Below are 21755 nucleotides of genomic sequence, written 5' to 3' on the forward strand. Positions count from 1 at the left end.
GCATTTCTAATGATTCAATATAAACGCTCTAAAGATACGACAGCAGCCATTATACGTAAAATGGCGGCCCTTAGAGCCGCCATTCAAACCAGATAAAAGACGATGTACGACTTATTCGCCGCGTGTGTCAGCTGAACTTTTCAGTTCTTCCAGCGTTGGCATCGAAAGGATGTTGTAGCCTGAATCCACATAATGGATTTCGCCCGTTACACCGCTCGACAAATCCGACAGCAGATAAACAGCCGATTTGCCAACATCATCGATATCAACAGTACGGCGTAGTGGCGAATTGCGGCGCTGATAGCTGAAAATCGCGCGCGCATCGCCAATGCCGGCACCGGCCAGCGTGCGCACCGGACCTGCCGAGATCGCGTTGACGCGGATACCCTGCGGGCCGTAATCGGCAGCAAGATAGCGAACCATGGCTTCAAGGGCTGCTTTTGCAACGCCCATGACATTGTAGTTCGGGATCGTGCGTGTCGAACCGCCATAGGTCAGCGTCAGGATCGAGCCGCCGTCCTTCATGAGCTTTTCTGCGCGCTGTGCCATTTCCGTGAAGGAATAGGCAGAGATCACCATGGTACGGCTGAAATTGTCGCGTGTGGTGACGTCTGCGTAACGTCCCTTCAGCTCGGTCTTGTCCGAGAAACCGATGGCGTGAACGATGAAATCGAGCTTTCCCCATTTCTTCTCGATTTCAGCGAAAACGGCATCGACCGAGGCAATGTCTTCAACATCGCAAGGCAGCACCATATCCGATCCGACCTGTTCGGCCAGTGGCTTAACGCGTTTGCCAAGTGCATCCCCCTGATAGGTGAATGCGAGTTCGGCACCCTGTGCTGCGAGTTGCTTCGAAATTCCCCAGGCGAGTGAGTGGTTATTCGCGACCCCCATAATGAGGCCGCGTTTGCCTTGCATCAAACCTTGCATATTGTCCCTCTCCGTCAGCCCTGATAGCGCTGGAACACCAGCGTTGCATTGGTGCCGCCAAATCCAAACGAGTTGGAAAGCACTGTATTGAGCTGAGCATTGTCGATGCGCTTGCGAACGATAGGCATGTCCGCGAAGGCAGGATCCAGTTCTTCGATATGAGCGCTTTCGCAGATGAAGTTGTTCTGCATCATCAAAAGCGAATAGATAGCTTCCTGTACGCCCGTTGCACCGAGCGAATGGCCAGTCAGTGACTTGGTTGCCGCAATCGGCGGGCAGGCATCGCCTGAACCAAATACCTGACGGATCGCTTCGATTTCCGGAGCATCGCCAGCAGGTGTCGAAGTCGCATGCGGATTGATGTAATCAACCTTGCCCTTGACGGTCGAGAGCGCCATTTTCATGCAGCGGATTGCGCCTTCACCCGATGGAGCGACCATGTCGTAACCATCTGATGTTGCGCCATAGCCAACGATTTCACCGTAAATCTTGGCACCGCGCGCAAGTGCGGTTTCAAGCTCTTCGAGCACGAGAACGCCTGCACCACCGGCAATAACAAAACCGTCGCGGTTTTTGTCATAAGCGCGTGAAGCAGTTGAAGGCGTGTCGTTATATTTGGACGACATGGCGCCCATCGCGTCGAACAGCACCGAAAGCGTCCAGTCGAGGTCTTCACAGCCACCGGCGAAAACGCGATCCTGCTTGCCATATTGGATCATTTCATAGGCATTGCCGATACAATGGTTCGATGTCGCACAAGCGGACGAGATCGAATAATTGACGCCCTTGATCTTGAAGAAGGTCGCAAGCGTTGCCGATGCGGTCGAGCTCATGGCTTTGGGCACTGCAAAAGGACCAACGCGCTTTGGGCCTTTTTCACGGGTAATGTCGGCGGAGTCGACAATCGTGCGTGTCGAAGGACCGCCAGAGCCCATGATGATGCCGGTACGATCGTTGGAGACTTCTTCCTCCGAAAGACCCGCATCGGCAATGGCCTGATCCATGGCGACATGATTCCATGCCGTACCGCGGCCATGAAAACGCATGGCGCGGCGGTCTACGAGTGCTTCGACATCGATCTTTGGAATGCCGTGAACCTGGCAACGAAAACCGAGTTCGCCATATTCTTCAGCACGGGAAATGCCGGATCTGGCTTCACGCAAAGAGGTGGTGACCTCTTCTGTGTTGTTTCCAATCGAGGATACAATCCCCATACCCGTTACGACCACACGCCGCATCGCGTTCTCCTTTACACCTGTTCCGTGTGATCAACCCGTATGAGCTGACCCTTGTTCCCGGTTACATAGGTGCGATCTTCGCATGTTTTGAGCGCGGCCGCATGAAAACTCGTGTTTTTCTGCGTCCGCGCCCGTGAATGATGGATTGGAGCACAATTTTTTAAACTCAAAACCGTTTAAGAAAAAATTATGCTCCTGTTTTAACGTGTTAGAGCGACCTTTGTGCGCCCAAGAGGGCGCACGGCGCTCTAATTAAGCGCTGTCGCCGTCTTTAGACAGGCCGACGCGCAGGTCACTTGCCTTATAGATGGTCTCGCCATCGGCCTTGAGCCAGCCGTCGGCTGTACCAAGAACAAGGCGGCCACGCATAACGCGCTTGAAGTCGATACCGTATTGCAGAAGCTTTGTGTGCGGGCGAACCATGCCCTTGAACTTCACTTCGCCGGTCGAAAGCGCCATACCGCGACCCGGCTCACCGAGCCAGCCGAGGAAGAAGCCTGTCAGCTGCCACATGCCGTCGAGACCAAGGCAGCCCGGCATAATTGGATTGCCCTGAAAATGGCATGGGAAATACCAGTCGTCGGGGCTGACATCGTATTCAGCACGGATATAGCCCTTGTCGAACTCTCCGCCGGTTTCGGAAATTTCGGTGATGCGGTGCACCATCAGCATTGGCGGCAGGGGGAGCTGTGCATTGCCGGGACCGAACAACTCGCCACGTGCGCAGCTTAAGAGCTCTTCATACCCGTAGCTCGATTTCTGTTCTGCCATTACGCCTCCCTTGAGGGTTATTCTTATGATGGCTCCTGGCTTCAGGAACGATCAAGTTTCGTCAATTCGGAAACACCTCTATCATAGAGTGTTTCCATCAGTAAAATAGTGCGCGTGGTTTTCCAAAAAAAGGCGGGATTACCATGCCTATTGATACTTAATTCGCAACGGCATATATCAATGTCAGTAGGCAATGGGCAACAGCCCGTTTAATCTTTGACGAAATTGCTACAAGCTTGTGACTGATCCAAGGGTGAATATGCAGAATTATCATGCCAGCCACTCGATGGTTTCAATGGAAGAACGCCTTCGCAGCGCGGGTCTGCGCCCGACGCGCCAGCGTGTTTCGCTTGCCAGCCTGATCTACGCGCAGGGTGATCGCCATCTTTCCGCTGAAGACCTTCATGAAGAAGCAGTCCTCGCGAATGTTCCCGTATCGCTCGCAACTGTTTACAACACACTGCACCAGTTTACCGAAGCCGGTATGCTGCGCATCATCGCGGTTGAAGGTTCGAAAACCTATTTCGATACCAATATCTCCGATCACCAGCATTTTTTCCTCGAAGGCGAAAATGTCGTGTTCGATATTCCGCATGGCGAGCGCGGTCAGCCAACGGTTTCCAATATGCCGGAAGCACCGGAAGGCATGGAAATTGTCAATGTGGACATTATCGTCCGCCTTCGTCGTAAAACACGTTAAGTGATTTGGTAAAAGTTTCTAAAAAAGCGGCCTTTTGGGGCCGCTTTTTTGTTGCTCATCTTAGCCTAAAGTGATTCACCCAACACATTCCGTTTAACGTGCGCATCTCTTCGTGGACCTCCCAACCCCGTATGAATGCGCCGATAACAATTTGACTGGAGATACCCATGCGCAAGTTGATCATTGCTGCTACCGCTTTTGCCCTGTTCTCAACAGCAAATGCTTTTGCTGAGAAAATTCGCATTGGTGTAACGCCCGGACCGCATGCGCAGATCATGGAAAAGGTCAAGGAAGTCGCTGCCACCAAAGGAATGGAAATCGATATTCAGGAATTTTCTGATTATGTGATTCCCAACATGGCGCTGGCTGACAAGGCGCTTGAAGCCAATTCCTTCCAGCATCAGCCTTATCTCGACAATCAGGTAGCAGATCGCGGTTTTCCGATTGAAACAGTGGCGCCAACAGTCAACTTCCCGATGGGCCTCTATTCAAGCAAGCTGAAAAACATTTCGGAATTGGTTGATGGTGCAACCATCGCGATCCCGAACGATCCGACAAATGGTGGTCGCGCGCTTCTGGTGCTGGCAGACAATGGTCTGATCAAGCTCGATGCTTCCAAGGGCCTGAAGGTCACAACAATTGATGTGACGGAAAACCCGAAGAACCTGAAATTTGTTGAGCTGGATGCTGCACAATTGCCGCGTTCGCTTGAAGATGTCGATGCTGCGGTCATCAACACCAATTACGCGCTGGAAGCAGGCCTTGATCCGGCGGGAGGCGCATTAATCCGCGAAGGCGAAAAGGCACCTTATGTCAATGTGCTGGTCGTGCGCACCGAAGACAAGGATGCCGATTGGGTGAAGACGCTGGTTAGCAGCTATCACAACCCGGAAGTGAAGCAATTTATCGCTGATACCTTCAAAGGCTCGGTCATTCCGGCCTGGTAGTGTTCGATGAAAAAAGCGGCTTTCGAGCCGCTTTTTTGTATTCTTTAATCAAAGACCTCATCCGGGTAAACGCCCCAAAGGTCTGACTGTTTGATCCAGCCGCGTACACCCTGAATATCCATCCGGCACCACTGGCCATTGCATTCGCGTGCGGTGCCGACGACATTTGGTTCAACTTCGGCTGACAAGCTCGACGTTTCGCTTGGATCGCGACGCATGGTAATCATCGCACCCTGATCATTTTTAAGCCATGGGGCGGTAATTGCTGTGCGCTTGCCAGATAGAAGCGACTGATAGACCCAGCCTTCCGTACCGTCGGCATCGCGGATACGGCGCCAGTTATCATATTCCTGAATAATTTCGACAGGCAGGCCGGCTTTCATAAACAGCCACGACACTGCGTAATCACGTCCGGGTCCGACACGCAGATTAACGCGTGCTGGCTTCAGGCTGACAAAGCGCGGGACAGGCAGGCCACTTGCACCCAGAGGCGTTCGGGATTGCGCCTGCGCATAGGCGCCGTGTTTTTGCGATGCCAACAATGGCGCACCAACCAGCAGCAGGGCAATGCTGCAAAGTGTTGCGATAAAAAAGCGTTGCGAAAGTACCCGGTACAACTCTGACCTCTCGCTGTCCTGTCATGTGGGGCAATTTCAGCACTGGGGGAGGAGCGTCTGAAACTGCAGAATGAATGAATTGCGCGGTTGCCCGCATTTGAAGCCGCTCTCGCGGTTCTGTTTTTCTTTGTCTTTGCAGCGCCACCTTGCTAGAGATGAGCAACTGAAGCAAAATCGCATATTGCACCTTCTTGGTTAAGGAGGTCTCAACGTGTAAAACGGCCGCCTAGGTTTCCTGAGAAATCTGCAAGCTTTTTACCGCTGGCTTTGCTCAAAAAATGGGGTGGAGATGTCGAACAAGAAAAAACCACTGGTGGTACTGACCCGGAAACTGCCCGACCCGGTGGAAACCCGAATGCGGGAACTGTTCGATACACGCCTGAATATAGATGACCATCGCATGTCGCAGCCCGAAATTATTGCTGCGATGAAAGAAGCCGATGTTCTGGTGCCCTGCATTACCGATGTGATTGATGCAGCAGCCATTGAGCAGGCTGGTCCCAATCTCAAACTCATCGCCAATTTCGGCAATGGCGTTGATAATATTGACGTTGCCGCCGCTGCAAAGCGCGGCATCACCGTCACCAACACCGCCAATGTGCTGACTGAAGATACCGCCGATATGACGCTGGCGCTGCTGCTTATGGTGCCGCGCCGTCTGGTAGAGGGTGCGAATGTGCTCAACGAGCGCGATGGCGAGTGGCCAGGCTGGTCGCCGACCTGGATGCTTGGACGTCGCATCTGGGGCAAGCGCCTCGGTATCGTCGGCATGGGCCGAATCGGCACCGCGGTTGCGCGTCGTGCCAAGGCTTTTGGCCTGTCGATCCATTATCACAACCGCAAGCGCGTGAACGCGCAGGTTGAGGAAGAGCTGGAAGCGACTTATTGGGATAGTCTCGATCAGATGTTGGCTCGCATGGACATTATTTCGGTCAATTGCCCGTCGACGCCAGCCACATTTCATTTGCTCTCGGCACGGCGCATCGCGCTGATGCAGCCAACCGCTTATCTGGTGAACACATCGCGCGGTCAGATTATTGATGAAAATGCGCTGGTCGATCTGATCGAACAGGGTAAGATCGCCGGCGCGGGGCTTGACGTTTTCGAGAATGAGCCCGCCGCCAATCCGCGCCTGTTGTCGCTGGCCGAAAAGGGCAAAGTCGTGCTGCTGCCGCATATGGGTTCAGCCACGATTGAAGGCCGTGTCGATATGGGTGACAAGGTCATCATCAATATCAGAGCGTTTTTTGATGGGCATCGCCCACCGGATCGTGTGCTGCCGAACAGAATTTAATTACTTGCTGGCGGTTTTTGGATCGCTCTGCTTATCGTTCGCAATGAATTTTAGCACTGCATGCGCGTAAAGCCGGGGATTCTCAGCGGGAACGCCGTGGCCCGAATCGGGCAGAATGATCAGGCTGGCGCCCGGAATATGATGCGCCATAAATTCGGTATGTTCGCGCGTGATTGCCGTGTCGCGATCACCGATCACGATCGCTGTGCGCACATTTATCTTTGACAGATCTTCCGCGGTGTAATTCGGCTCATTGGCCCAAAGCGCATGGATTTCCTTATCGATGCTCTCATAATGGCGCAGCTCAGGCAGTGGCTTGCCTTCGGCGCGCGCCAGCGCATAGCCGGTCGAGCCTTCCGGCGAAATATTGGCCGCTTGCGCAAACACGCTTTTCAGCCTGCCGGGATAGCGCATCGCCATGATGAGACCAATAATGCCGCCATCGCTCCAGCCGACAAGGTCAACCTTGTCGATCTTGAGATAATCGAGCAGCGCTACATAATCGTCGGCCATCAGTTCATAGCTGAGCGGCTCCGTGGTACGGGTCGAACGCCCCTGTCCGCGACTGTCCGCAACGATGACCATGTGATTGCGTGCGAGAATCGGCAATTGCGCATCCCAGACATGCTGGTCGGACAGACCGCCATGAATAAGCAGAATCGGCGGTCCCTTACCGACAACGCGATAATACATCTCAATGCCGTTGACGTTGGCAAAGCTCGCTGGTGCAGCGGTGATGGTCATGCGGGCGATTCTTTCAAAGGAGACGGCAGAAGGGAAAAAGGCCGTGAGGCCGAGTGCCAGCCCTGCAATCCATAATGTCCCTTTGCTCTTCATCGTCTCACGCTTATGGCCTTCTGATGAGCGTCGGCAGATCATAAAGATACGCGATGCGTTGAATTGCGTCCTTCAGCGGTTCAAGCGTTACGGTCATCGTGTGGCCGCTGGCATGAAGGAGCATCTCCGGCGATTGGCAGATCGCGACATGGCCTTTCCAGAAGACGAGATCGCCGCGCTTGAGATTAGAATAATCGGCATTAGGCTCGATGATGTCACCGAGCGAATTTTCCTGCATGTCCGAATCGCGCAGAACTGATCTACCAGCAACCCACATCGATAATTGCACCAGACCAGAGCAATCGATGCCAAAGCCTGATGTGCCGCCCCAAAGATACGGCGTGTGCAGAAGTGTTTCGGCAACCGCTACAAAGTCATCCGCATGTTGGCCCAAAGGCGCCAGATGCTTTGCGATCAGTGCCTCTCCACTCTCAAGCAAGGCATATTCAGTGCCGCGCTTTTCGGACGAGCCAACGATTCGTACCCGTGAGCCAAGGGAGAGCGCCTGAGTGTGCGGAAAACGCAGATCATTGCCGGGATAGACGAACGTGCGTGGAACAATCACCATATGCGTCGACTCGCCAACAGGCTTTGCCAGTGAAGCCGCCGAGACGTAGCCGGTATAGCCGTCGCGTTCTGCCTGAACCCAGCACCAGCCGTCCTGCTCTTCAAAGACGCGCACCATATCGCCGAAGATGATTTGCGTCTGCGGCCCGCTGTCGGGGCGCGGCTCAGCACGCAGATCGACCACGGAATCAGAAACCTGCATCAACGTGCCTGCGGTAAAGCGGATCGCTTCCACCTGACCATTCAGCCGCTCATCGGCAAGATCGGGACGGTAGGCGTTGAGACGACGATCAAGCATGCTCACAATGGTAACTCCCGGGCGTTAGCAATCACGAGATCACCCAGTCTTTCGACATACAGCGCACCCGTGACCGTTCTTTTTACTAGCACATTTCTGCGATCTTTTTCATCACGATGCCGGGAGACGAGATCAAGCGTTCCCATCGTGTCGAGCGCTCGCGTAATCACCGGCTTGGTGACATCAAGCTTGGCTGCGAGCCCCCGCACCGTATGCGGCGGCGGCTCGAGATAAATGGTTAGAAGAATGGCGGTCTGCCGCGTTGTAAGGTCAGGCATTTCATCCCGCACCTGCGCCAGTGACAGCGTTCTCAACAATGTCAGCGCCTGCAAAGGCTTCAATTCAACGGGCATATTTTACGCAACGCTTGATATCGTTTCGGTTCCGTATCATTCAACGCCGTTTTCGCTTTGCAAGCAAGCGATTTCATTTCGCCGGATATTTTTGCTTGAGAAGCGCATAGACCGCACGAATGGCCTGCGCTTCCCCACCGACAGGCGAGGCAGGCTTTTCAACGGGCACCCAGCCGAAAATATCGAAATGCGCCCAGCTCTTTGCCTTTTCGACAAAGCGGCTGAGGAACAGAGCAGCGGTAACCGAACCGGCGAAGCCATCGGTGGTGACATTGTTGATGTCCGCCACGCGCGATGAAAGTTTCTGCGCATAAGGCTGCCAGAGCGGCATCCTCCAGAGCGGATCGGCGGTTTCAATGGCCTTCTCCGCAATGTTTTCTGCAAGGGCATCATCATGCGTGTAGAAAGGCGGCAGATCAGGGCCGAGCGCCACACGTGCAGCCCCCGTCAGCGTTGCCATATCAATGATCAGTTCCGGCTCTTCTTCATCGGCCAATGCCAGTGCATCAGCCAGCACCAGGCGGCCTTCCGCATCGGTGTTGCCGATTTCAACCGTTAATCCCTTGCGGCTTTGCAGCACGTCGCTTGGGCGGAACGCGTTGCCTGCAATCGAGTTTTCAACAGCCGGAATGAGTACGCGCAGACGAATGGGCAGTTTGGCATCCATGATGATGGAGGCAAGACCCAGCACATTGGCAGCGCCGCCCATATCTTTTTTCATCAGCAACATGCCGCTTGCAGGCTTGATGTCGAGACCGCCGGTATCAAAGCACACGCCTTTACCGACCAGCGTAATCTTTGGATCGCTGTCCTTGCCCCATGTGAGATCGATCAGGCGTGGTGCAATGCTGCCCGCACGACCAACCGCATGGATCATCGGGAAATTCTGTTCGAGAAGCGCCTCACCCTCAACGGTGCTGAGTTTTGCGCCACTTTTCGCCGCAAGATCACGCGCTGCCTGTTCCAGAGCATCCGGCCCCATATCATTGGTCGGCGTGTTGATGAGATCGCGTGCGAGCGTTACGGCATCAGCTATGCGCTGCGTTTCTGCCGCATCAACACTGTCGGGCACAGCCAGACGGATGAGCTTGTCGCTGCCCTTGCGGTAACGCGTAAAATTATAGCCGCCCATCAGAAAGGCGAGTGTTACCAGTTCTGCATGATCTGGCGTGCCTTCAATATGCCAGTCGCCTTCGGGAAGGCTGCGTGCAAGCTTTCCGGCAAGAAGCTGTGACTGCCCGCTCTGTTCCGCATCACCTGTGCCAAACAGCGCGCCAGCAATCGCCCCGTCTTTACCGGGCAGCACGAGAACACGGCCGGCCTCACCATTAAAATCATTCGCCTTTGCCCAGGCTGCCGAATCCGGCGATAGTCCGGCCTGATCGACGGCATTCTTCGAGATGAACCAGACAGGGCGGCTATCGGCTGATTTCGCGGTAATGATTTCAACGGTCATGACATTCCTCGGCGATTAGAATTTCTGGTTCAATCAATAAACAAATAGCCACCCGGCGTGAACCGGGTGGCTATTCAAATCTCTATGCAGTGAGACAACTTAGTTGCGTTCGGTCATCTGAATCTGCGCTGCTTTATAATCAAAGGCAGAAGCAGGCTTTCCGGCAAACAGTGCCATGCCACTAATGACGGCAATAATCGCAAGCGCACCGATGAGTGTGCATTCGATCATCGCTGCACCCGATCTGTTTTTGATAAAGCGCGTCATCAAAGTCGGCATGTTACTTACCCTGAACTAAAGTCTCGTTGGGTTTCCTTTTAGTGCCTGCCAATTGTGATGAGTTTAAGAAACAAGGAAAATAAAACGTTAATATAGGTTCTATGCGACTTGGATGTGGTTTGGGTTAACGGATGGCAAATGCCGCTAAGCAGCATTATATCATTGCAACCGCTTGTTACTTTTCCTGCCCGAAAGATGAAAAATGCCCGAATTGCCTGAGGTTGAAACAGTTCGCCGTGGTTTGCAGCCTTTTATGGAAGGTTCAAAAATAGAACATGTCGAGCAGAACAGGCCGGATTTACGCTTTGCTTTTCCTGATCAATTTGTGGAGCGCCTTACGGGACGCAATATTGATGCATTGGGGCGACGTGCGAAATATCTGACCATGCATTTGGATGACGGGCTGTCGATCATCAGCCATCTGGGCATGTCCGGCTCGTTTCGGATAGAGGCGGATGACACGGAAGAAATGCCGGGCGACTTCCATCATGAGCGTTCCAAACTCACCAAACATGATCATGTGGTTTTTCATCTAAAACGCGCAAATGGCTCAGCTGCGCGCATCATCTATAATGATCCGCGACGGTTTGGTTTCATGCTCTTTGCAGAAGATGGCGCTTTGAATGACCATCCTTTTTTGAAAGGTCTGGGCGTTGAACCAACCGGCAACAGCCTTTCAGGCGAATTGCTTGGCGCACTTTTTGAGGGCCGCAAGACGCCTTTAAAAGCAGCGCTGCTTGATCAGCGGCTGATAGCAGGGCTTGGCAATATCTATGTCTGCGAGGCGCTTTGGCGCTCACGTCTGTCACCAATGCGAGCTGCGGGCTCTATTTCTAAGGATAAAAAACTTCTTGATCAGCTGGCGCAGGATATTCGCACTGTGATTGCCGAGGCGATTGCCGCGGGCGGCTCAAGTTTGAAAGATTACATTCAGGCAGATGGCGCACTTGGCTATTTCCAGCATTCATTCTCCGTCTATGGGCGGGAGGCGCAGCCCTGTCGTGCACCCGGCTGCAAAAATAAGATTGAGCGCGCGGTACAGTCGGGACGTTCCACGTTTTTCTGCGCTTCGTGCCAAACTTAACTATGCGCTGGTCTTGTTAAATTGAAACGTCTGGTCCAGCTTGACGGCGGAATACGTACTGGTTTTGGAGGAGAGACTTTCTCATGGCTTATGAAACGATCGTTGTAGAAACACGCGGCGGTGTAGGACTTGTTCGGCTTAATCGGCCACAGGCACTCAATGCATTAAACAGTACCATTCTCAAAGAGCTGACCGAAGCGCTTTCAGCTTTCGACAGCGATGGCAAAATTGGCGCGATTGTTCTCACGGGTTCTGAAAAGGCTTTTGCTGCTGGTGCAGATATCAAGGAAATGCAGCCTATCAACTTCGTCGATGCTTATTTGCAAGACATGTTTGCCGACTGGCGCAAGGTTGATCGCACCCGCAAGCCGATTATTGCAGCTGTTTCCGGCTATGCGCTGGGCGGCGGCTGTGAGCTTGCCATGATGTGTGATTTCATTATCGCGGCCACCAATGCCAAATTTGGCCAGCCAGAGATTACACTGGGTGTTATGCCCGGTATGGGTGGCTCGCAGCGCCTCACCCGCTATGTCGGCAAGTCCAAGGCCATGGATATGTGCCTGACAGGCCGCATGATGGATGCAGAAGAAGCCGAGCGTTGCGGTCTGGTCTCACGGCTTGTCGCACCCGAAGAGCTGATCGAGGAAGCATTGAAAGCGGCCGAGCGTATTGCGTCTTTCTCGCAGCCTTCGGTGCAGATGGTCAAGGAATCGGTCAACCGGGCTTATGAGACGACGCTGGATGAAGGTCTGCGTTTTGAACGCCGTCTGTTTCATTCGCTTTTCGCGACCGAAGATCAGAAAGAAGGCATGTCCGCATTTATCGACAAACGGACGCCATCCTTCAAGAATCGCTGATGTGATGAGCGTGAGAGGCTGAAAATGAAGCGCTATCGCTGGCTTGTGCGCCATAATTTGCGCCAGAAGGCCGCATATCCGGCCTTTTGACAGGGCTTCAGATCAGAATCCTCGTTGACGCGCAGGCAAAGCTGATCTATAAGCCCGCCACGGATCGGCGGCCCTAGGCATTATGGCTGCCCTAGAGGTTTTTGTGCCTGACGGTTATTGACCGTGGGCTGCTGACAGAAAAAGAGAGGCATTTATGGCCAATACTCCTTCGGCGAAGAAGGCAGTGCGCAAGATCGCTGCCCGCACCGAAATCAACAAATCGCGTCGTTCGCGCGTTCGCACTTTCCTCCGCAAGGTTGAAGATGCGCTCCTGAGCGGCAACAAGGAAGCAGCAACGGTTGCTTTCAAGGCTGCTGAGCCAGAACTGATGCGCGCTGCTTCAAAGGGCGTTGTTCACAAGAATACAGCTGCTCGTAAGGTTTCGCGCCTTGCTGCACGCGTTAAGGCTCTGAACGCCTAATCTAGTCTAAATTAGAATTAGATTTTGGAAACCCGGCTCATTGTTAGCCGGGTTTTCTTTTTTTGGAGTTTTTCTAAACAAAGTGATGTGTCATTCCAGGTCTATGATTCTTTAGTAATTTTTCATGTGATTAGTGAAATCCTCTAGTTTTTTACTTATCTGTAATCAAAATTTTCTCATTTTTTTCAAAAGCTTGCTTGTCGTTGTCCACACTTATCCACAGCCCGTCGAAAGGACTCGGAAGAGGGGCTGAGTCAAGCAAATTTAAAAAATTTATTTTCTCGGAGAACATATCGTGGCCACCTAAAAAAACGCCAAACGAAACGTATTGAATCCAAAGGTGTTATTTCTTCTGCACGCGATTCTCAGTCCTCTCTCTCAAGCAGTGCAAGTCTTAATTGAAGAAAAAACTGAAGATTCTAGGCTTGCTCTTTGCCGCAAGGCTTCGTTAAAGTCAGAGCTCAAGAGGGGTGGGTCTTAGCCCGGAGTTAGCATACAATTGAAAAATCTTTTGACGCGGGAAATTGAGTCCGCGATTGCTTAATTCTGGTCGTAAGTTCCTGTTCCTATTAAGTTTGTCTCTTTTGACGCTTGCTTACTATTCATTAACCGGAATGCTGTTTTAGGCACATCCTCGTTAATTGAATGGTTGTCGCGAGAGTCGTTCCGGGCAATCAGCCTTGAGTAAGAATTGTGTGAGTCGTAACGCGTAGCCGGAAAGGAGCATCCGGACACCGGTCCGTGATAGCTGTTTGAGCGTAGAGAAGTTTGAGTTTGGCCCTCAGGGTTGAGGTGTCAGTGTAGTGTGAGTACCAGCGAGGCGACCAGATCAGAAGATCAGGCGACCTTAAGCAGGAAAAAACGATAAGCGCCGTAAAAATGGCGCGTAAGAATGTGAAGGCAGGCGAGACGATGGCAATGATGACTGGTAAGTCGACGGCAACGATGGGTGATGATGCGCATGCGAACCGTATCCATGGATCTTCTGCAACCGTAAAAGAAAACAGCCTCGTGGTGAGCGCTGAGAATTCAGTCGGTGATGACGTTTTTGAGCGTCTGACAGCAAAGCTTAAAGCCCGCGTTGGCAGCGAGATCTATTCGAGCTGGTTCGGTCGCCTTAAGCTTGACGATCTTTCCAAGAGCGTTGTTCGCTTGTCGGTTCCAACAGCCTTCTTGCGCTCTTGGATCAACAATCACTATTCCGACCTGCTGACAGAGTTGTGGCAGGAAGAAAACCCTCAGATTCTCAAAGTCGAAGTTGTCGTGCGCGGAATGAGCCGTGTGGTTCGTGCTGCAGCACCTGCTGAAACCAATGAAGTCTCTGAAACAAAGCCGCTTTCAGGTGTGCGCGAGAAGGTGGCTTTTCCTGTCGGCCAGCCAAGCGCGGAGAAGCGTGGTTCTGCCGTTGTTGCAGAATCGGTTGCCGCCTCTGGTGCTGTTCTCGGCTCACCGCTCGATCCGCGTTACACGTTCGACTCCTTCATTGATGGCGCGTCTAACCGTGTGGCCTTGGCGGCCGCCCGTACCATTGCAGAAGCAGGCACAAGTGCAGTTCGCTTTAATCCGCTTTTCATTCATGCCTCCGTTGGTCTTGGTAAGACCCACCTGCTTCAGGCAATCGCCGCAGCCGCTCTGCAGCGCCAGGAAAAAGCACGCGTCGTTTATCTGACCGCTGAATATTTCATGTGGCGCTTTGCGACCGCTATCCGCGATAACAACGCGTTGTCTTTCAAGGAACAGCTGCGCGACATCGACCTTCTGGTCATCGACGACATGCAGTTCCTGCAAGGCAAGTCGATCCAGCATGAGTTCTGTCATCTGCTCAACACATTGCTCGATAGCGCCAAACAGGTTGTTGTTGCCGCTGATCGTGCACCATCGGAACTGGAATCGCTTGATGTCCGCGTTCGCTCGCGTCTTCAGGGTGGCGTGGCTCTTGAAGTTGCAGCACCAGATTATGAAATGCGCGTTGAAATGATGCGCCGTCGCCTGACGGCGGCACAGGTTGAAGATCCAAGCCTGAACATCAGCGATGAAATTCTTTCGCATGTTGCCCGCACCGTTACCGGATCGGGCCGCGAGCTGGAAGGCGCTTTCAACCAGCTTCTGTTCCGCCAGTCGTTCGAGCCTAATCTTTCTATCGATCGCGTCGATGAACTGCTTGGTCATCTCACCCGCGTAGGCGAGCCAAAGCGCATTCGCATTGAAGAAATTCAGCGCATCGTTGCACGCCATTACAACGTCTCGAAGCAGGATTTGCTGTCGAGCCGCCGCACCCGCACTATCGTCAAGCCGCGTCAGGTTGCCATGTATCTGGCCAAGATGTTGACACCGCGCTCTCTGCCGGAAATTGGCCGACGCTTTGGCGGTCGCGATCACACCACCGTTCTTCACGCGGTTCGCAAGATCGAAGATCTGGTCGGTGCTGACGCCAAGCTTGCGCAGGAATTGGAATTGTTGAAACGTCTGATTAACGATCAGGCTGCCTAGTTTCGCAGACATCCCCGCTGTTCACAGTGGTTATCAACAAAAAGCCCATACCGTGTCGATTTGAGATGCGGCATGGGCTTGCTTTTAAGCTTATAAATCTGGCACTCTAACAAACCTTCGGGCGCGGTAAGCGCCTTATTGATAAGGGTGTCTGCTCGTCGCGCGGTTGCCCAGTCCTAGAGAGCGAGTGCGTTTCAATATGCGTGTAACCCTGGAACGGTCGAACCTTCTTAAATCCCTCAATCACGTGCATCGCGTTGTTGAACGCCGCAACACGATTCCGATTCTGTCCAATGTGCTTTTGCAAGCCGAGGGCGCGAGCCTTGCACTGAAAGCCACCGACCTTGACCTTGAAGTCAACGAAGCAACGGCTGCGATGGTCGAACAGTCCGGCGCTACGACAGTTCCAGCACATCTGCTTTACGATATCGTGCGCAAGCTTCCCGACGGCGCAGAGGTGATGTTGTCGACCAATCCTGATGGCGGCTCGATGTCGGTTGTCTCAGGCAAGTCGTCATTCCGCTTGCAATGCTTGCCACAGTCCGATTTCCCGGAACTGACTTCGGGTTCATTTACCCATACGTTCCGCATTGAGGCGCAAGCTTTGAAACGTCTGATTGATCGCACCCAATTTGCGATCTCGACGGAGGAAACCCGGTATTACCTCAACGGTATTTACTTTCACGCCATTGAAAGCGATGGCGCGCTCAAGCTCCGTGCAGTAGCAACCGATGGTCATCGTCTGGCGCGTGCTGAACTTGAAGCACCTTCGGGCACGGAAGGCATGCCGGGTATCATCATTCCGCGCAAAACCGTCGCAGAGCTTCAGAAGCTCGTCGACGTGCCCGATACGGTTGTGGGTGTGGAGTTATCTGACGCAAAGATCAGATTTACCGTTGGTTCGGTTGTTCTGACGTCCAAGCTGATCGACGGTACATTCCCGGATTATCAGCGCGTGATTCCTTCGGGCAATGATAAGAAGCTCACGATTGGCCGTCAGGATTTTGCAGCTTCCGTTGATCGTGTTTCGACCATTTCAAGCGAGCGCGGCCGTGCGGTCAAGCTTTCGATTGCTGATGGGCAGTTGACGCTCACCGTCAACAATCCCGATTCGGGCAGCGCGACCGATGAACTTGCGGCCGATTATAATGATGATCCAATCGACATCGGCTTCAACTCGAAATATCTGCTCGACATCACCAGCCAGCTTTCGGGCTCGGATGCGGTCTTCATGCTGGCTGATGCTGGCTCGCCAACGCTTGTGCGCGATACCGGCGATGAAGATGTGCTTTATGTTCTGATGCCGATGCGCGTCTAGGGCGTCTATTCAGGCTCTGGCGGCCTGCAAATGGCGCTTTTCTCCGCATCCGGTGCTCACGTACTATCAGTACGCTGCGCTCCGGTTCTCGAAAACCACCATTTCCGGCTCGCCATAACCAGAATAGCGACAGCCCTTAAAGAAGCGGATAGTGGAAACAAGAAACAACATAGAAAGCCGCCCGGATCGAGTATCGGTCCGGCGGCTTAAACTTTCTGATTTCCGTAACTATGCGGAACTCACGATTCCACTCGGCCCCGGCCATGTGGTGCTGACAGGCGAAAACGGCTCCGGTAAAACCAATCTTATTGAAGCGCTTTCTTTTCTATCTCCCGGGCGGGGGCTGCGTCGTGCATCTTATGATGATGTCGCGCGTACAACCGGACATGATGGCTTTGCCATTCACGCCACACTGGATTGCATGATCTACGGTGATGCCGAAATCGGCACCGGGACGGCGGGCGGCGGCGAAGGTGGCCGCAAGGTTCGTATCAACGCTAATGCAGCATCCGGTGACGAGCTTCTCGATTATGCGCGTGTTTTGTGGGTGGTGCCGTCAATGGACGGGCTGTTCACGGGTGGCGCATCGGACAGGCGGCGCTTTCTTGACCGCATGGTGCTGGCCATTGATACCGGCCACGGCAAACGTGTGCTGGATTATGAAAAGGCAATGCGCTCGCGCAATCGCCTTCTCAGTGACGGCAACAGCGACAATCAATGGCTGGATGCGATTGAAAGCCAGATGGCTGAGCTTGGTATCGCTATCGCTGCAGCGCGTGCGGAAGCGATGCGGCTGATTGCTGCGATGATTGAGCGATTACCCAGCGATGGTCCATTTCCGAAGGCTGATTGCTTTCTGGAAGGTTCGCTTGAGCAGCGCATCGGTCTGGAAGCAGCCCTTGATCTTGAAGAGGACTTCCGCCGTCAGTTGCGCGATGGTCGTCCGCGTGATCGTGCTTCAGGTCGTACGCTAGAGGGTCCGCATCGCACCGACCTGATTGTGCAGCATCGGCCCAAATCCATGCCTGCCGCGCTGTGTTCAACGGGCGAACAAAAGGCTCTGCTGATTGGCCTCATTCTCGCCCATGCCCGTCTTACGGGCGAGCTTTCCGGCATGGCACCGATTTTGCTGCTCGATGAAATCGCCGCCCATCTCGATACGGGACGCCGTGCGGCTCTGTTCGGCATTCTTGATGATCTTGGCGGACAGGCTTTCATGACCGGCACTGACCGTTCGCTGTTTGAAGCGCTTGAAGGCGACGCACAGTTTTTCAATGTCGCAGCAGGCGAACTGACGAAAATCTGAAAATAGTCGCTGACAGCGCATGTGAGCAGGCTTATGTTCAAGCATCATGAATGCATCATCAAAGCCTTTTTCAAATGAAGAACTAGAGCGCTATGCGCGCCATATCGTGCTGCCGGAAATCGGCGGACCGGGTCAGCAGAAGCTCAAAGCTGCTCGTGTGCTGATTGTCGGCGCAGGTGGGCTTGGCGCGCCGGTGCTGCAATATCTGGCTGCAGCAGGCGTTGGCACACTTGGCCTTGTCGATGACGATACCGTTTCGCTCTCCAACCTGCAAAGGCAGGTGATCCACGACACAGACAGCGTGGGGCAGAGTAAGGTTCAGAGCGCCAAAGCGTCTGTCGCCCGCATCAACCCGCATGTGAGTGTCGAAACGCACGCCTTGCGGCTTAATGGTGAAAATGCGCAGGCTTTAATCAGCCAGTATGATGTGGTGGTTGATGGTTCGGACAATTTCGCCACTCGTTATGCTTTGGCCGACGCAAGTGCGCTTGCCGAGCGTCCGCTGGTTTCAGGCGCTATGGGGCGCTTTGATGGCACGCTGACAGTCCTCATGCCCTATGCAAAAGGCGCTGACGGCACACAAAACCCATCCTATCGAGATCTGTTTCCAGACATGCCGCCAGCGGGGTCCGTTCCCACCTGTGCTGAGGCTGGAGTTCTTGGCGTGCTGCCGGGTGTGATTGGCAGTTTGCAGGCTATGGAAGTGATCAAGCTTGTAACAGGCATTGGTGAACCGCTTGTGGGCCGCTTATTGCTCTACAATGCATTGAACGTGCGTTTTGAGACCATTCGTTACAAGGCCCGCAAACCCAAATGAATTCTGTTCGCATTGCATCCATTGGTGCAGATTTTCAGCAATGGGGTGCGCTTCTCAAGCTTATTCGGGATAGCTTTGCTTATATGGATGGCGTGATCGACCCGCCATCGTCCGCACATTTGTTAACGGTTGAAAACTTGCAGACCAAGGCCCGGGACGAACTGGGCTTTGCAGCTTTTCTCGGTGACCAACTCGCTGGTTGTGTGTTTATCAAGGAAAAAGACGATCACTTCTATCTCGGGAAGCTCGCAGTCGCGCCCGCTTTTGAGGGACAAGGCATCGGTCGCAGGTTGATGGAAGAAGCAGAGCAGCAGGCTGTTGCGCATGGCAAGCCAGAATTAGAACTGCAAACGCGGATAGAACTCACGCGTAATCACGCTGTTTTTGAAAAGCTTGGCTTTCGCAAGATTGCCGAGACATCTCATCCGGGGTTTGACCGCACAACGTCGATCACCATGCGCAAGTTAATCGCGCACGGTGATTAGCCGGGTAACCTGTTAATATTGCGTAGCGCGGTCAACCACGTTTTCGAGCGTTCCGTCGCGTTCAAAAGCTTCAATCTGACGAATAATCTGCGGAACAATCGCATTCGCAGACGAGCTTGCGGCTGCATGTGGGGTGATCGTCACCTTCGGATGCGTCCAGAGTGGGCTGTCAGAAGGCAAAGGTTCCTGATTAAACACATCAAGTGTCACCGCTGACAGCAATCCACGATCCAGTGCCGCGAGAATGTCGGCTTCATTCTGCAATCCGCCACGTCCCGCATTGATCAGCACAGGCGCACCCAGTGGGCCATCGCTTTTCAATTGTGCGAACATGGTCATGGACAGGATGCCCTTGGTGTCTGGCGTCAAAGGCAGAAGACAGACGAAAATATCGGCAGTTTTGAGGAAGCGTGTAAAGCCTTCTTTGCCGTTGAAGGTCTGCACACCGTCGATCTCCTGCGGACGACGGCTCCAGCCGGTAACATTGAAGCCTAGCACTTTAAGCTTGTCTGCTGCATCGCGGCCAAGCACGCCAAGCCCCATGATGCCCACTGTCACTTCATGGGCTGCTGGCTGGCGCGGATCTTCGTGCCAGACGTGGTTCTTCTGCTGCTTGCGATAGCTTGCGCCCAAACGATGATGATCAAGCACCTGCCAGACCACATATTCGGTCATGCGCATGGTGAGATCATCGGAAATGACACGCACCAAGGGCACATCCGGGATATGCGGATCATGGAAGACATGATCCACACCAGCGCCCAGCGAAAAGATAACTTTCAGGTTCGGCAGATTGGCCAGAGAACCGGGCTTCTGCTTCCACACAAGCGCATATTCGATGTTTGGATCATTCTCAGCACGCTCTGTCACGACATTGCGTTCAGGCGCATGCGCCTTGAAGCTATCGGTCCAGGTTGCCGGGTCCCAATTGGTTATTGCGAGAAGAATGTTGCCATCATTTTTGCCTGTCATTGCTTAACTCCTCCCGGTGTGGCCTCCATGTGGAAAGCCGCTGCCATCAACGCTTTTGTATAATCCGTCTTTGGATTGGCAAAGACTTCCTTTGACGTTCCGTATTCGACTGCTTTGCCATTGCGCATAACCAGTACATCATTGGCCAGTGCCCGCACTACTTTCAAGTCGTGGCTTATGAAAAGATAAGCCAGATCATGCTTCTTCTGCAATGCACGCAGCAGATCGACAACCTGCGCCTGAACGCTCATATCAAGCGCCGAGGTTGGCTCATCCAGCATCACGAATTTTGGATTGAGCACCATGGCACGTGCAATCGCGATGCGCTGACGCTGACCACCGGAAAACTCGTGCGGATAGCGGAAGCGGGTTTCAGGATCGAGGTTCACTTCGTTGAGTGCAGAAACAACCCGCTCGTCGCGATTATCGGCGGACAGCTTTGGTTCATGCACCAGAAGCCCTTCCGCAATAATATCTGCGATGGTCATGCGTGGGCTGAGGGATCCGAATGGATCCTGAAAAACGATCTGCATTTCGCGCCGCAGCGGACGCATATCCTTGAAGCTGAATTGCGCAATATCGCGACCGTCAAAACGAATCTCACCTTTTGATGAGATCATCCGTGAAAGCGCGAGACCAAGTGTGGTTTTGCCGGAGCCTGATTCCCCCACAACGCCAAGCGTTTGGCCGGCACGCAGTTGCACATCAATGCCGTCCACTGCTTTCACATGATCGACTGTCTTGCGCAGAAAGCCCTTCTTGATCGGAAACCAGACGCGAACGTCTTTGCCTTCCATCACGGTTTTGGCATTGAGATCGGCAGCAGGCGGCTCGCCCTTTGGTTCTGCCGCGAGCAGATGCTTTGTATAGTCATGCTGCGGACTTTCGAAAATTTCTTTCGTCGGTCCAGCTTCGACAATCTTGCCTTTGCTCATCACGCAGACCCGGTCAGCGATCTTGCGCACAATGCCAAGATCATGCGTGATGAAGAGCATCGACATGCCCTGCGAGGCTTTGAGTTCCGCAAGAAGTTCCAAAATCTGTGCCTGAACGGTCACATCAAGCGCGGTTGTCGGCTCGTCGGCGATTAGCAGCTTTGGCTTGTTGGCGAGCGCCATGGCGATCATCACACGCTGACGCTGCCCGCCTGAAAGCTGATGCGGGAAGGACGCAAGGCGTTTTTCTGGTTCGCGGATACCAACCTCATGCAGAAGCTCAAGCGTGCGCTTGCGCGCCGCCTGATCACCCATGCCCTGATGCATTTTCAGGATTTCAGCGATCTGTCGTTCCACCGTATGCAACGGATTGAGCGACGTCATCGGCTCCTGAAAGATCATCGTCACATCATTGCCGCGCACGCGCCGCAACTCTGGCTCGGATGCCTTCATCAGATCCTTGCCGTTGAAGATAACCTCACCGGAAGGATGGCTCGCAGCCGGATAGGGCAGAAGCTTGAGGATGGAGAGGGCTGATACCGACTTGCCAGAACCCGATTCGCCCACAAGTGCTATGGTTTCTCCTTCAGCAATGTCGAAGGAAACGCGGTCCACGGAAATCCGTTCTTCACCATTCTGGCGAAAAGCGACGGAAAGGTCGCGGACAGAAAGCAACGGCTTATTCATCGACCC

22 protein-coding genes are annotated in these 21755 nt (G+C 53.5%); 11 read left to right on the forward strand and 11 right to left on the reverse strand.

Features of this window, described 5'->3' with window-relative positions:
- Nucleotides 1-111: 111 nt before the first annotated feature.
- The 3 genes from fabI to fabA all read right to left on the reverse strand — a co-directional run bounded on the left by fabI (nucleotide 112) and on the right by fabA (nucleotide 2939).
- Entirely contained in the window at nucleotides 112-930 is an 819-nt protein-coding gene (fabI, locus tag U2P60_RS09380; protein WP_250039353.1) for an enoyl-ACP reductase FabI, read from the reverse strand.
- Between the two features lie 14 nt (nucleotides 931-944).
- On the reverse strand, nucleotides 945-2168 hold the full coding sequence (fabB, locus tag U2P60_RS09385) for a beta-ketoacyl-ACP synthase I (protein WP_313827523.1): 1224 nt from the start codon (nucleotides 2166-2168) through the stop codon (nucleotides 945-947).
- Between the two features lie 252 nt (nucleotides 2169-2420).
- Nucleotides 2421-2939, reverse strand: coding sequence for a 3-hydroxyacyl-[acyl-carrier-protein] dehydratase FabA (gene fabA / locus U2P60_RS09390; protein WP_024898331.1), 519 nt, complete (start codon nucleotides 2937-2939; stop codon nucleotides 2421-2423).
- A gap of 259 nt (nucleotides 2940-3198) precedes the next feature.
- Here fabA and irrA point away from each other — a divergent pair, with 259 nt between their 5' ends.
- Both irrA and U2P60_RS09400 read left to right on the forward strand, forming a co-directional pair.
- A complete protein-coding gene (irrA, locus tag U2P60_RS09395; protein ID WP_140904767.1) occupies nucleotides 3199-3639 on the forward strand; it encodes an iron response transcriptional regulator IrrA in 441 nt (146 codons plus the stop codon).
- A 167-nt stretch (nucleotides 3640-3806) separates the two neighbouring features.
- A complete protein-coding gene (locus tag U2P60_RS09400; protein WP_413572343.1) occupies nucleotides 3807-4586 on the forward strand; it encodes a MetQ/NlpA family ABC transporter substrate-binding protein in 780 nt (259 codons plus the stop codon).
- A 44-nt stretch (nucleotides 4587-4630) separates the two neighbouring features.
- Here the strand turns inward: U2P60_RS09400 and U2P60_RS09405 are convergent, their stop codons facing one another.
- Nucleotides 4631-5203 carry an SH3 domain-containing protein gene (locus tag U2P60_RS09405; RefSeq protein WP_413572344.1) on the reverse strand — a complete coding sequence of 191 codons (573 nt, stop codon included), beginning with the start codon at nucleotides 5201-5203 and terminating at the stop codon, nucleotides 4631-4633.
- A 289-nt stretch (nucleotides 5204-5492) separates the two neighbouring features.
- Here U2P60_RS09405 and U2P60_RS09410 point away from each other — a divergent pair, with 289 nt between their 5' ends.
- Nucleotides 5493-6497: a 2-hydroxyacid dehydrogenase gene (locus U2P60_RS09410; protein WP_250039348.1), complete on the forward strand. Its 1005-nt coding sequence runs from the start codon at nucleotides 5493-5495 to the stop codon at nucleotides 6495-6497.
- Here the strand turns inward: U2P60_RS09410 and U2P60_RS09415 are convergent, their stop codons facing one another.
- From U2P60_RS09415 to U2P60_RS09435, 5 genes are all read right to left on the reverse strand, one after another.
- On the reverse strand, nucleotides 6498-7334 hold the full coding sequence (locus U2P60_RS09415) for an alpha/beta fold hydrolase (RefSeq protein WP_413572345.1): 837 nt from the start codon (nucleotides 7332-7334) through the stop codon (nucleotides 6498-6500).
- 10 nt (nucleotides 7335-7344) lie between these two features.
- Entirely contained in the window at nucleotides 7345-8199 is an 855-nt protein-coding gene (locus tag U2P60_RS09420; protein WP_413573740.1) for an NlpC/P60 family protein, read from the reverse strand.
- A 2-nt stretch (nucleotides 8200-8201) separates the two neighbouring features.
- Nucleotides 8202-8552 carry a MarR family winged helix-turn-helix transcriptional regulator gene (locus tag U2P60_RS09425; protein WP_313827534.1) on the reverse strand — a complete coding sequence of 117 codons (351 nt, stop codon included), beginning with the start codon at nucleotides 8550-8552 and terminating at the stop codon, nucleotides 8202-8204.
- Between the two features lie 73 nt (nucleotides 8553-8625).
- Nucleotides 8626-10008: a leucyl aminopeptidase family protein gene (locus tag U2P60_RS09430; RefSeq protein ID WP_413572346.1), complete on the reverse strand. Its 1383-nt coding sequence runs from the start codon at nucleotides 10006-10008 to the stop codon at nucleotides 8626-8628.
- A 99-nt stretch (nucleotides 10009-10107) separates the two neighbouring features.
- Nucleotides 10108-10287, reverse strand: coding sequence for a Flp family type IVb pilin (locus U2P60_RS09435; RefSeq protein WP_313827536.1), 180 nt, complete (start codon nucleotides 10285-10287; stop codon nucleotides 10108-10110).
- 202 nt (nucleotides 10288-10489) lie between these two features.
- Between U2P60_RS09435 and mutM the strand changes: the two genes are divergently transcribed.
- The 8 genes from mutM to U2P60_RS09475 all read left to right on the forward strand — a co-directional run bounded on the left by mutM (nucleotide 10490) and on the right by U2P60_RS09475 (nucleotide 19155).
- Nucleotides 10490-11371, forward strand: coding sequence for a bifunctional DNA-formamidopyrimidine glycosylase/DNA-(apurinic or apyrimidinic site) lyase (gene mutM / locus U2P60_RS09440; RefSeq protein ID WP_413572347.1), 882 nt, complete (start codon nucleotides 10490-10492; stop codon nucleotides 11369-11371).
- A gap of 83 nt (nucleotides 11372-11454) precedes the next feature.
- Entirely contained in the window at nucleotides 11455-12228 is a 774-nt protein-coding gene (locus U2P60_RS09445; RefSeq protein ID WP_413572348.1) for an enoyl-CoA hydratase, read from the forward strand.
- A gap of 244 nt (nucleotides 12229-12472) precedes the next feature.
- Nucleotides 12473-12739, forward strand: coding sequence for a 30S ribosomal protein S20 (rpsT, locus tag U2P60_RS09450; protein WP_187543721.1), 267 nt, complete (start codon nucleotides 12473-12475; stop codon nucleotides 12737-12739).
- A gap of 918 nt (nucleotides 12740-13657) precedes the next feature.
- Nucleotides 13658-15229: a chromosomal replication initiator protein DnaA gene (gene dnaA / locus U2P60_RS09455; RefSeq protein WP_413573742.1), complete on the forward strand. Its 1572-nt coding sequence runs from the start codon at nucleotides 13658-13660 to the stop codon at nucleotides 15227-15229.
- A gap of 199 nt (nucleotides 15230-15428) precedes the next feature.
- A complete protein-coding gene (gene dnaN, locus U2P60_RS09460; protein WP_413572350.1) occupies nucleotides 15429-16547 on the forward strand; it encodes a DNA polymerase III subunit beta in 1119 nt (372 codons plus the stop codon).
- Nucleotides 16548-16698: 151 nt separating this feature from the next.
- Nucleotides 16699-17853, forward strand: a complete 1155-nt coding sequence (recF, locus tag U2P60_RS09465) for a DNA replication/repair protein RecF (RefSeq protein ID WP_413572351.1) — start codon at nucleotides 16699-16701, stop codon at nucleotides 17851-17853.
- Between the two features lie 46 nt (nucleotides 17854-17899).
- On the forward strand, nucleotides 17900-18670 hold the full coding sequence (locus tag U2P60_RS09470) for a molybdopterin-synthase adenylyltransferase MoeB (RefSeq protein WP_413572353.1): 771 nt from the start codon (nucleotides 17900-17902) through the stop codon (nucleotides 18668-18670).
- Complete coding sequence (locus tag U2P60_RS09475) at nucleotides 18667-19155, forward strand: GNAT family N-acetyltransferase (RefSeq protein WP_413572355.1); 489 nt, start codon at nucleotides 18667-18669, stop codon at nucleotides 19153-19155. Before U2P60_RS09470 ends, U2P60_RS09475 begins: the two co-directional genes overlap by 4 nt.
- A 12-nt stretch (nucleotides 19156-19167) precedes the next feature.
- Here the strand turns inward: U2P60_RS09475 and U2P60_RS09480 are convergent, their stop codons facing one another.
- Together U2P60_RS09480 and U2P60_RS09485 are read right to left on the reverse strand one after the other, a co-directional pair.
- Nucleotides 19168-20127, reverse strand: coding sequence for a glyoxylate/hydroxypyruvate reductase A (locus U2P60_RS09480; RefSeq protein ID WP_313827546.1), 960 nt, complete (start codon nucleotides 20125-20127; stop codon nucleotides 19168-19170).
- A complete protein-coding gene (locus U2P60_RS09485; RefSeq protein WP_413572356.1) occupies nucleotides 20124-21749 on the reverse strand; it encodes an ABC transporter ATP-binding protein in 1626 nt (541 codons plus the stop codon). Before U2P60_RS09485 ends, U2P60_RS09480 begins: the two co-directional genes overlap by 4 nt.
- Between the last annotated feature and the right edge of the window lie 6 nt (nucleotides 21750-21755).

The sequence above is a fragment of the Brucella sp. H1_1004 genome, assembly GCF_047308065.1.
Lineage (GTDB): Bacteria > Pseudomonadota > Alphaproteobacteria > Rhizobiales > Rhizobiaceae > Brucella > Brucella pseudogrignonensis_B.

Coding starts and splice junctions, on each gene's coding strand:
- rpsT (WP_187543721.1), top strand. CDS start 12,473: ATGGCCAATACTCCTTCGGCGAAGAAGGCAGTGCGCAAGATCGCTGCC.
- U2P60_RS09400 (WP_413572343.1), top strand. CDS start 3,807: ATGCGCAAGTTGATCATTGCTGCTACCGCTTTTGCCCTGTTCTCAACA.
- mutM (WP_413572347.1), top strand. CDS start 10,490: ATGCCCGAATTGCCTGAGGTTGAAACAGTTCGCCGTGGTTTGCAGCCT.
- irrA (WP_140904767.1), top strand. CDS start 3,199: ATGCAGAATTATCATGCCAGCCACTCGATGGTTTCAATGGAAGAACGC.
- dnaA (WP_413573742.1), top strand. CDS start 13,658: ATGATGACTGGTAAGTCGACGGCAACGATGGGTGATGATGCGCATGCG.
- U2P60_RS09470 (WP_413572353.1), top strand. CDS start 17,900: ATGAATGCATCATCAAAGCCTTTTTCAAATGAAGAACTAGAGCGCTAT.
- U2P60_RS09480 (WP_313827546.1), bottom strand. CDS start 20,127: ATGACAGGCAAAAATGATGGCAACATTCTTCTCGCAATAACCAATTGG.
- U2P60_RS09445 (WP_413572348.1), top strand. CDS start 11,455: ATGGCTTATGAAACGATCGTTGTAGAAACACGCGGCGGTGTAGGACTT.
- U2P60_RS09485 (WP_413572356.1), bottom strand. CDS start 21,749: ATGAATAAGCCGTTGCTTTCTGTCCGCGACCTTTCCGTCGCTTTTCGC.
- U2P60_RS09420 (WP_413573740.1), bottom strand. CDS start 8,199: ATGCTTGATCGTCGTCTCAACGCCTACCGTCCCGATCTTGCCGATGAG.
- U2P60_RS09415 (WP_413572345.1), bottom strand. CDS start 7,334: ATGAAGAGCAAAGGGACATTATGGATTGCAGGGCTGGCACTCGGCCTC.
- U2P60_RS09475 (WP_413572355.1), top strand. CDS start 18,667: ATGAATTCTGTTCGCATTGCATCCATTGGTGCAGATTTTCAGCAATGG.
- U2P60_RS09430 (WP_413572346.1), bottom strand. CDS start 10,008: ATGACCGTTGAAATCATTACCGCGAAATCAGCCGATAGCCGCCCTGTC.
- dnaN (WP_413572350.1), top strand. CDS start 15,429: ATGCGTGTAACCCTGGAACGGTCGAACCTTCTTAAATCCCTCAATCAC.
- U2P60_RS09425 (WP_313827534.1), bottom strand. CDS start 8,552: ATGCCCGTTGAATTGAAGCCTTTGCAGGCGCTGACATTGTTGAGAACG.
- U2P60_RS09410 (WP_250039348.1), top strand. CDS start 5,493: ATGTCGAACAAGAAAAAACCACTGGTGGTACTGACCCGGAAACTGCCC.
- fabA (WP_024898331.1), bottom strand. CDS start 2,939: ATGGCAGAACAGAAATCGAGCTACGGGTATGAAGAGCTCTTAAGCTGC.
- fabI (WP_250039353.1), bottom strand. CDS start 930: ATGCAAGGTTTGATGCAAGGCAAACGCGGCCTCATTATGGGGGTCGCG.
- U2P60_RS09435 (WP_313827536.1), bottom strand. CDS start 10,287: ATGCCGACTTTGATGACGCGCTTTATCAAAAACAGATCGGGTGCAGCG.
- fabB (WP_313827523.1), bottom strand. CDS start 2,168: ATGCGGCGTGTGGTCGTAACGGGTATGGGGATTGTATCCTCGATTGGA.